The sequence below is a fragment of the uncultured Paraglaciecola sp. genome (assembly GCF_913058035.1).
Lineage (GTDB): Bacteria > Pseudomonadota > Gammaproteobacteria > Enterobacterales > Alteromonadaceae > Paraglaciecola.
Genome location: NZ_CAJXPA010000030.1, coordinates 25,745 through 34,036, shown reverse-complemented (window position 1 = coordinate 34,036; position 8,292 = coordinate 25,745). Strand labels below are relative to the sequence as shown.

The 8,292-nt window shown below is 36.0% G+C and carries 5 protein-coding genes; 2 read left to right on the top strand and 3 right to left on the bottom strand.

Features of this window, described 5'->3' with window-relative positions:
• Positions 1 to 399: 399 nt before the first annotated feature.
• The 3 genes from prsT to arfA form a co-directional block, all read right to left on the bottom strand.
• On the bottom strand, positions 400 to 3,195 hold the full coding sequence (gene prsT / locus QZ562_RS06060; RefSeq protein WP_293758108.1) for an XrtA/PEP-CTERM system TPR-repeat protein PrsT: 2,796 nt from the start codon (positions 3,193 to 3,195) through the stop codon (positions 400 to 402).
• Positions 3,196 to 4,078: 883 nt separating this feature from the next.
• Positions 4,079 to 5,095, bottom strand: a complete 1,017-nt coding sequence (locus QZ562_RS06055; RefSeq protein WP_293758106.1) for a fatty acid desaturase — start codon at positions 5,093 to 5,095, stop codon at positions 4,079 to 4,081.
• Between the two features lie 218 nt (positions 5,096 to 5,313).
• Positions 5,314 to 5,517: an alternative ribosome rescue factor ArfA gene (gene arfA, locus QZ562_RS06050; protein WP_293758104.1), complete on the bottom strand. Its 204-nt coding sequence runs from the start codon at positions 5,515 to 5,517 to the stop codon at positions 5,314 to 5,316.
• 404 nt (positions 5,518 to 5,921) lie between these two features.
• Between arfA and QZ562_RS06045 the strand changes: the two genes are divergently transcribed.
• Positions 5,922 to 6,278: a hypothetical protein gene (locus QZ562_RS06045; protein ID WP_293758101.1), complete on the top strand. Its 357-nt coding sequence runs from the start codon at positions 5,922 to 5,924 to the stop codon at positions 6,276 to 6,278.
• A 283-nt stretch (positions 6,279 to 6,561) separates the two neighbouring features.
• Positions 6,562 to 7,995 (top strand): adenosine deaminase, encoded by a 1,434-nt coding sequence (locus tag QZ562_RS06040; protein WP_293758098.1) that lies wholly within the window; start codon positions 6,562 to 6,564, stop codon positions 7,993 to 7,995.
• Positions 7,996 to 8,292: the final 297 nt, after the last annotated feature.

Below are 8,292 nucleotides of genomic sequence, written 5' to 3'. Positions count from 1 at the left end.
TTGTGCAGGAGCTTTTATTTCAACTTCTGAAGGTGGTTGTATCGGTCTTCCGATCGTGTTGATAGTCTGTCTTTTTTTTTTCAAGCAGAAGAAGGCATACGAGATCTAGTACGGTCTCGTGGGCTCGGAGATGTATATAAGAGACAAGGTTGAGTCTTGGGAAAGGGGAGTCATTACTTGTAATGTTATTTGTAAGATTGTGTACTTCGGTATTGGATATTAATAAAATCTAATCGTGTGCCTTAAATCACTCCCCTAAGTCTCTTCGACTAAAAAGCTAATAATGAATGTTGTGCTAAGTACAACATTCATTAGGTTTACATTATCACTTAATATAATAAAACCAATATCTAGGCAGTTTATCGAGCGTATCAAATCTTTGTCATTATATAGGGACAATTACAATAAAGTTAATAGTACCTGTGCTTCAGTTCGCTCAGCGAATGGGCGATTCGAGGATAACGCACGCTCTAACGAATTTTTAGCCTGTGGAATACGACTCAATTTGTGCAATGTATAAGCAAGGTGATATTGATTAGACGGATCATCTGAGTCCATAGCAAAAGATTTACGTAACGCGGTTAATGCATCTTCATATTGCCCCATAAGCGATAAGATCCATCCTAGCGTATCATACAAAGCTGCTACTTCTAATTCTTCTTCTGCACTTTCTGTTACTGCTTGATTGATCAATTGGTGTGCTTTATTAAGATCCATGTCTATGTAAATATTTGCCATGTTGTTCAGGATTAATGCTTTATTAGGCAATAACTCAACTTCGATTAGTTTTTGATACTCGACTAATGCTTTTTCAAAGTTGTTTCGATTAATATAAAAATCTGCTAATAAATTGCGGCTTAGATAATCTTTGGGATTATTCTTAAGCAGTTCTTGTAGCTTATTTTCAAATGCATCATGGGCGATACCTTTAGTAGTCAATTGATATAATTTAATCACAGCAGTTCGGGAACTTCCTGCTATATCAAGGGTTTTTAGGTAAGCTTTAGATGCAGCTTCAGGCTCATTATTGGCATCGTAAACGTCACCAGATAACACCAGTAATTGTGGTTCGTTGGGTTGCACAGTCAGCCATTTACTTAACATTTTGCGTGCGTTTTCAAGATCACCTGCAATCAAATATGTGCTCACATACTGAGTAGCTAAGTTTAATTGTTCTGGTTTTAACTGCAAAGCACGAGAGATGCTTCGTTTGGCGCCTTGAATATCTGTTGCTTTGACCTGGACTTTACTTAATTTTGCCAAGCTTTCAGGATCATTTTGCACTAGTCGCTTAATCTTTGATAACTCCCCAGTGGCTAGATCAGACTGTTTGAGGTGCAAGTACAATTCAACTCGTTGTAATAGGAATCTTGTATTGTCAGGTTGGATTTTAAGCGCCTGATTAAGTTGCCATATAGCTTTTTCTGGCTCTCTTTGACGCATATGTATGGTTGACAGCAATTCCATGGCATTGAGATTGTCGCTGTCTTTTTTAAGTACACTTTCTAACTTTTCATTAGCTGCGGTAAGATCACCCTTACTAAATTGAACTTGTGCAAATAATGTCAATACTTTTAACGAGTCGGGTTGCAATTTATCCAATTGCTTTAATATTTCAATTGCCTTGTCATATTCACCTCGTAAATTCGAAAGAGTTGCTACGTTGAATCGAGTAGTAAAGTGTTCCGGATCTTTTACTAACGCCGTATTTAAAAAGGTCTCTGCTTCTGATAATTTCTTTTGGCGTATAAGAATTACCGCTTTAAAGTTAATGAACTCAATATTTTCTGGATCTAATAACAGATACTGATCGGCAATATTGCTTGCCTCATCGAAATCACCTAATTCTACTAATAGTTGTGCTTTTGTGATGATGAATTGAGGGTTAGTACTGCTGTATCCAGACAAATCTATCATGCTTAATGCCTGTTGCTGTTTTCCTCTAGAAATTAGCGTTTTAATTTCTAATAGTTTGACGTTTTGATCATCTGGATATAATGCCTGTAATTTTTGAGTAATTTCAACTGCCCTGAATATCTTATTATCTGCCAAATAAAGTTCAGCAAGTATAATCGCGGTCTCTGCATTACTTGTTACTTCAGACTCGTGGCTTTGAAGTAGTTTGAGTGCACTCTTATGATCATCTACTTTAATGTAGGTTTGGGCTAGTAAAGTGATAGCTTCAATATTGCCGGGCACTAATGACAAATACTGATTAAAAAATGTGATTGCCTGTTGATAGTTTTTTAACGAGAACGCCGACAATGCGCTTACATACAGTAGTGTAGGTCTTTTTTGTAAGGTCTCATCGTTAAATACTGTCATCTGTGCACTTAACTTTTCTAATTGAGTTGTCGCCTCTTTACTTGATTGGTTTTTAGCTAATATCCATGCTTTGATCAGCAAACTTGAAGGATCGCCGGGAGTTTGTTGCAATATTTCGTCAAGTAGTAATCGTGCTAAATCAATATTTTGATTTTGTATGTAAGCAGTGGCTAATGACCGCTTTGTAAACGGATCTAAAGGATCTATTTCATAGCTTTTTTTGTATGCAGCAATGGCTTCTTTGATGTTATTTTGACGCATATATAAATCACCTAATACGCGCAATGTCGCAATATTTTCAGGCTCTAGAAATAGTGATTTATCTAAGTATTTCGCTGACTCCTTAAAATCATCCACATGCATTTCCAAGAGTGCTAATGCGTTTAGAGCCGCAATATTTTCTGGATCGTTTTGCAATGCTTTTTTATATACGATACGTGCCTGGTTTAATTCTTTTAAGTTGATATGGGCGGCAGCAACAATAACGTACCAATTTGTTTGTGCTTTTTTAGTCAAACTTGAAAATTTTCTATCAATGATCTTTTCATTTTGTTCGGTATATAACCAAACTTTGCCTAAAGTATCGACGATTAAACTGGGATCCGCTCCTAATGCTAATGCTTCCTCTAGAACTGCTTCAGCTTGATCCATATAGGTATTGACCATCAAAATTTTTCCCATCAAAATTTTTGCTGAGAGATTATCATCATTCTGTTGTAAGCTATTTTTGAGGAATATATACGTTGCACCCAAATCACCTTCTGTGTAGACCTCTAATGCTTTCTCATAATATTCACTGCTCGTCTGGGAAAAAACCGATGACGGCAATAAAAGGCAAACAACTAAACAAACTCTCTTAAATAGTTTCAAAATATCAGTTCTCAATTTGATTTAGGGATGAATATGGTCTTGAATATACCAAATATAAATGGAATTAACAGTATCACTGTTGCTTTGTAGACACTCAACATTCTGAAGTGCTTACCATTTAAAATATTCTTATTTAGCTGATGAAAAATGCATGACAGCATCATGCTTTACCTAATATTTGATAGATTGAGGCCTAATAAAGCTGAATAGAATATGATTTTTTCAAACACTATGAGATTCAATTCTCTTTGATTTTCGATGCGTCGAGAATGTTATCTCATTAATAGTCAGGTTTATGCTGATGTTTGTGTAAACGGCATAAAAATGACTTGAGTGATGGATGCTAGTCATGCGATACGTTATGTACTCTGATAATTTTACAGGCATCTAGGTAAAGTTGTATCGTTTGTCGTTAATGTTATGGCATTCATAATATCTAGTATAGCGTCCATCAAATTATCTACTTAAGTACTAGACATACAGTTGCGCAGATCCTTCTTGAACAATAAGAACAGAATTAAGATGAATCACGGCTTATTAATGTTTAGAAGGTTGCAAGCTCAGGTGTAACGAGCTCTTCCGCATGCAATGCATCGCTTCAGTCGAAAGGATCTACAAGTGACACTGAATACCTAAGCGCTAAGTTAGAATAACTCAGGCTCACTGAACTGGTATTCACAATAGGCTGCACCATACTCTGGGTTGGTGTTGGAACATGGCTCGCACCCCAGTCTTTAATGTGTCGACATCGTCACACGGTAATCGAGTAGTGATCATCGTATTCGGGCGTGTCATTCATTTAAAAGAGAGTACATATGGTAGTAAGATAGTAACTACATTCGATCTAATACATAAATTTATCCACAATGTATACCTTCAACGTTTATGCGGATTCACTGTTATTTGTATAATGATTAGCAGCAAGCATACTGCTCAAATCATTAAATTTCACACCTTTATTTTTCAATAAAATATTAACTTTTTTACTGATTATTTGGCGAATATAAAAAGGCTGATTAGGTACAAAATGATGAATGCTATGTGTGTGACCAAAGTTGAAGCAAAACCACTGGAATGGCATAAAGGCCCAGTGATTTAATACCTGAGTTTGCTGCAATAAATTGAACTTAGCGCCATAGTAATGCATTGACGATGTGATGAAATTCAAGCATGCCGAACGTAAAAAGTTAGGTGCTACCCATACTACCATTGCAAAATTTACCCATTGCATTAGCGACATTAGCCAAACTGGGGTATTCAACTTTATTGCTGCATTATCAGCAATAAAGTTGACGCTAAAGAAAAGTATAAAGCTATAAATAATAAGATAATAGACAGTGACAAAAGGAAGGCTGGCATTAAATACATTAAAAAAATTATATCCTCTAATCTCACGAGAAAATTGTTTGCTGCGGATTATCAGCCCGAGTAACCCATCACAAACCACTAATAGCCTTAATGCATGGCTCTTAATACCGTTTCCCACTAAACGTTCTTCAATATCTTGAGGGGTACCTGAGGTTTTGTGATGGTTTAGATGCATGCCTTTACGGTACCAAGGATTGACGGTATTTGGCCTAATAATCCACACCATAAACATCATAAAATGATACACCACGGAGGTTGATTTAAAGTATTGATGATGAATTAAATCGTGTTCGATTTCGTGAGCAATAGAAGCGCTTAGAGCCGCAATGATGATGCAACACCATGCCGGAATAACAGCATAAAAATACAAACAACCTGCAGCAGTAAAACCGCATACAGATATTAAAAGCAAGCCTAAACCCAAGGTGTTTTGTTGTGCTAAAAAAGGGTGGTTGGTACGTAAGGTGCGTTCTTGATTTTTTATATACGCAACAATCTCTTTAATGTCCTGCTTATCTTGGTTGTTCTGCATGTTTTTTCATCGTAATACTTAAAAGCTTTAAGCAGCAGCCTACAGGCATTAAAACGATATGTCTTTACAATCGATTGGGTCGATAGGGGGGGGATGTCATCATCCCAAACAGGTTTTTACTATTGTTTCCTTCGTGTTTACTGCTTTTGGGATGGTTTTAAATCAGAGCATTAAAAACAAGTAAAAAGCCTTATTTGATAGTGGCTTTAAGCAACCGCTTAAACCGCTATTAAATAAGACTCTTGTCTTATATTTTTAGCTCTACGCTGATATGAACCTTTACCTTTCTTGGCTTGAACTATCTGAATTTTATACAGTTTTGATGTTACTAATGCGGCTAAAAAATTATGTTTGATTTCTCCTCGTCCCAAATCTGATTCACCCATACTAGTTTTTACTGAAGGCTTTTTATGCTTTCTCATTATCTTTCCTTTAAGTTGCTTATTCATTACGCTAGTGTAAAAAGAATTGACTCAGCACGCTATTACACTGAGAACTACACATGTAAGATATCATTTGATGAAGCTGTTGATTTTTATTTCGTAGCTTCAATCAAATAATATATTCACATTTTATTCTATCTGATTAGTCAAATGTTCTTAATAATAGTTCAAAGTAGCATTCTAAATTTAATAATTTTTGTTTTTATTTCATAGTAACAGCTACTTTCGTAACGAGAGCTTATATTATGAAACAATCATTAGATATTTAACCTGTCGATAGCTCACATTATAAAAATGCCGTACAAATTTCATTGTTTTGCAACGTTAGTGAGATGCAACATAGAGGCACATATACATAGAGGCACATATACATAAAGGCACATATGCATAAATCCACAAAAGCAGCCCTAATATCTGCCTTTATTTTCCCAGGGTTTGGGCATTTTTATTTGAAAAGTAAACTAAGAGGCGCTGTGTTTACTTTGATCTGTGTAGGTTGTTTATATCTGCTCACCACATATGTAATGGATATTGCTAATGATATAAGTAACAAAATCTTAAGTGGAGATATACCTTCAGATATTACTCGTCTTATAGTTGAAATATCCTCACAACTTACAGGTAGTCAAAGTAATCCTCCAAATGTCGCAAGCCTCCTATTATTCATTTGTTGGGGCATTGCGACTGTCGATTCGTACATCCTTGGACGTAAGTTATCTTCGCCAACCAATACAAAATAGTAACTTTTAGTCATTTATGTTTTTGTCGATGGTAAAATACCAATGCTTGCCCGTTAGCGACATAAATTAATGTTGTTCTTAGCCCAGTTTTACAGTTTTAATCTGGTGTTTATATACCAAATATTGGAAAACGCTGCTCTGAAACAGCCCAATTTAGTCTATTAAACTTAATTATTGATTATGTATTTGTTGAATGAGCTGAGTATGGGATTAATTGACTAACTGGTCGGATAGTTGCTTGGTTAACTTAAGTTGATTTATTGAAAAACCACGGGATAAAGTCATGGTAAAAGTTTCTATATTAAGGTTGTTAACTAGCTGTTTACTTATCGTTTCATCAGCTGCTATGTGCAAACCTGCGTCTGATTGGTTCTCTAATTTTAAGAATGACGCAACACCGGAGCAGCTTTACCATTTTTTATACATGCTGCCAAAAGGTGGTGATTTACATAATCATCTAGGGGGATCAAATTTCAGTGAGTGGTGGTATGAATTGGCTACTCAGCCTGAGCGAAATGGTGGTTACCGTTATTACACTCGCACTGTTATCAACCTTTGCAATGGTTATGGCACAAATGAATTTAACTCAGCGCCTCAGTCCTTAATGTTTCGTACTATTCAACACAGTAATTATAATACTTTGAGTGAGTGTGAAAAATCTGAATACCGTTTGATGAATGAACTAAACCTAGAACAAAAAACGGCATGGCTAAATAGTATTCGGCTAAACAAAGATTTCGAGGGACGTTCGGAATTTTTTGAAAGACACTGGTCAAGGCTCAACGATTTGGGACGTAATCCAATCATAGCTGCTGAAATGATAGTTAAAAACATGCAAGCTTTTGCTGAAGAAGGCCTGACTTATCTAGAGACGCAGATCAGCGCCTTTAACAGACTTAAATCTGATGGCAGTGTATATAGCGGTGATGAAGTTATCGACTTATTTCGCCAGCGGTTAACTCAATATGACGCGATTGATACAGGTGTGACAACAAGATTGCAACAATCCTTGTTAAGATTTTCACCTGATGCAGAAGAAAACTTAAAGCGTAATTATCGACTGGCTGACAGCAATCGAGATATTCTTGTGGGTCTAAATATGGTTGGTCGAGAAGACAACGATAAAGGTTATCCATTGCGTTTTCTAAAGACCTTTCGCGAACTTCGACAATCCATGCCTGCAGTTAAACTAGCTATTCATGCAGGAGAAGTGGATGAGCCTAATTTTCATGTGCGCGACACATTGCTTTTAGGGGCAGACCGAATTGGTCATGGTATTAACCTGATTGACGACCCGCAAACCATGTTGCTAATGCGGAATAATAAATATTTGGTTGAAATTAATTTGGTCAGCAATTTATTGCTTGAATACGTTAGTGAATACAGCCAGCATCCATTTCCAGAATATTTGAGAACAGGGATCCCCGTTGCTCTCTCTACTGACGACAGAGGAATGTGGGACTCGACCATGACTGATGAATACTTTGTGGCTGTAAAAGAGTTCAATTTATCATGGCAGGAGTTAATCAGTTTAGGTGAAAATTCCTTAATCTTTAGTTTCGTCGATGATGTTAATAAACAAAGACTATTAAAAGATTACGCAGTTCGAGTCAAAAAATTTGCTGATGAATTTCAGCAAAAAGGCATAAAAATACTCGATCAGGTTAAACCTAATAAGCGATTATTTATCTGTCAACGTTACCAGTTGTGCAATTAATACGAGAATAGAGATTAGTTAACTCTTTTAACTCTTTAATTATTCAATTATTCAATATGTTTTAGGCAGGCTAGAGCAAACTGAATTAAGGCAAAGTATAGGGCATTGAAGCTAAAAAAATAAAATAAGCTTTAGTTGCTTATGTTTTTAAATTTTGTTGATACTACCTAACACCAAAGCTTCCCGCTAATCATATAGGTACATTTATGACCATCAAAAGTCTGTAGTTTGTTATTGATGTGAAGTGTAACTTTATGATTTTTTCTTAAACCAGCTTTGGGTGTTTTAATCTTGTTC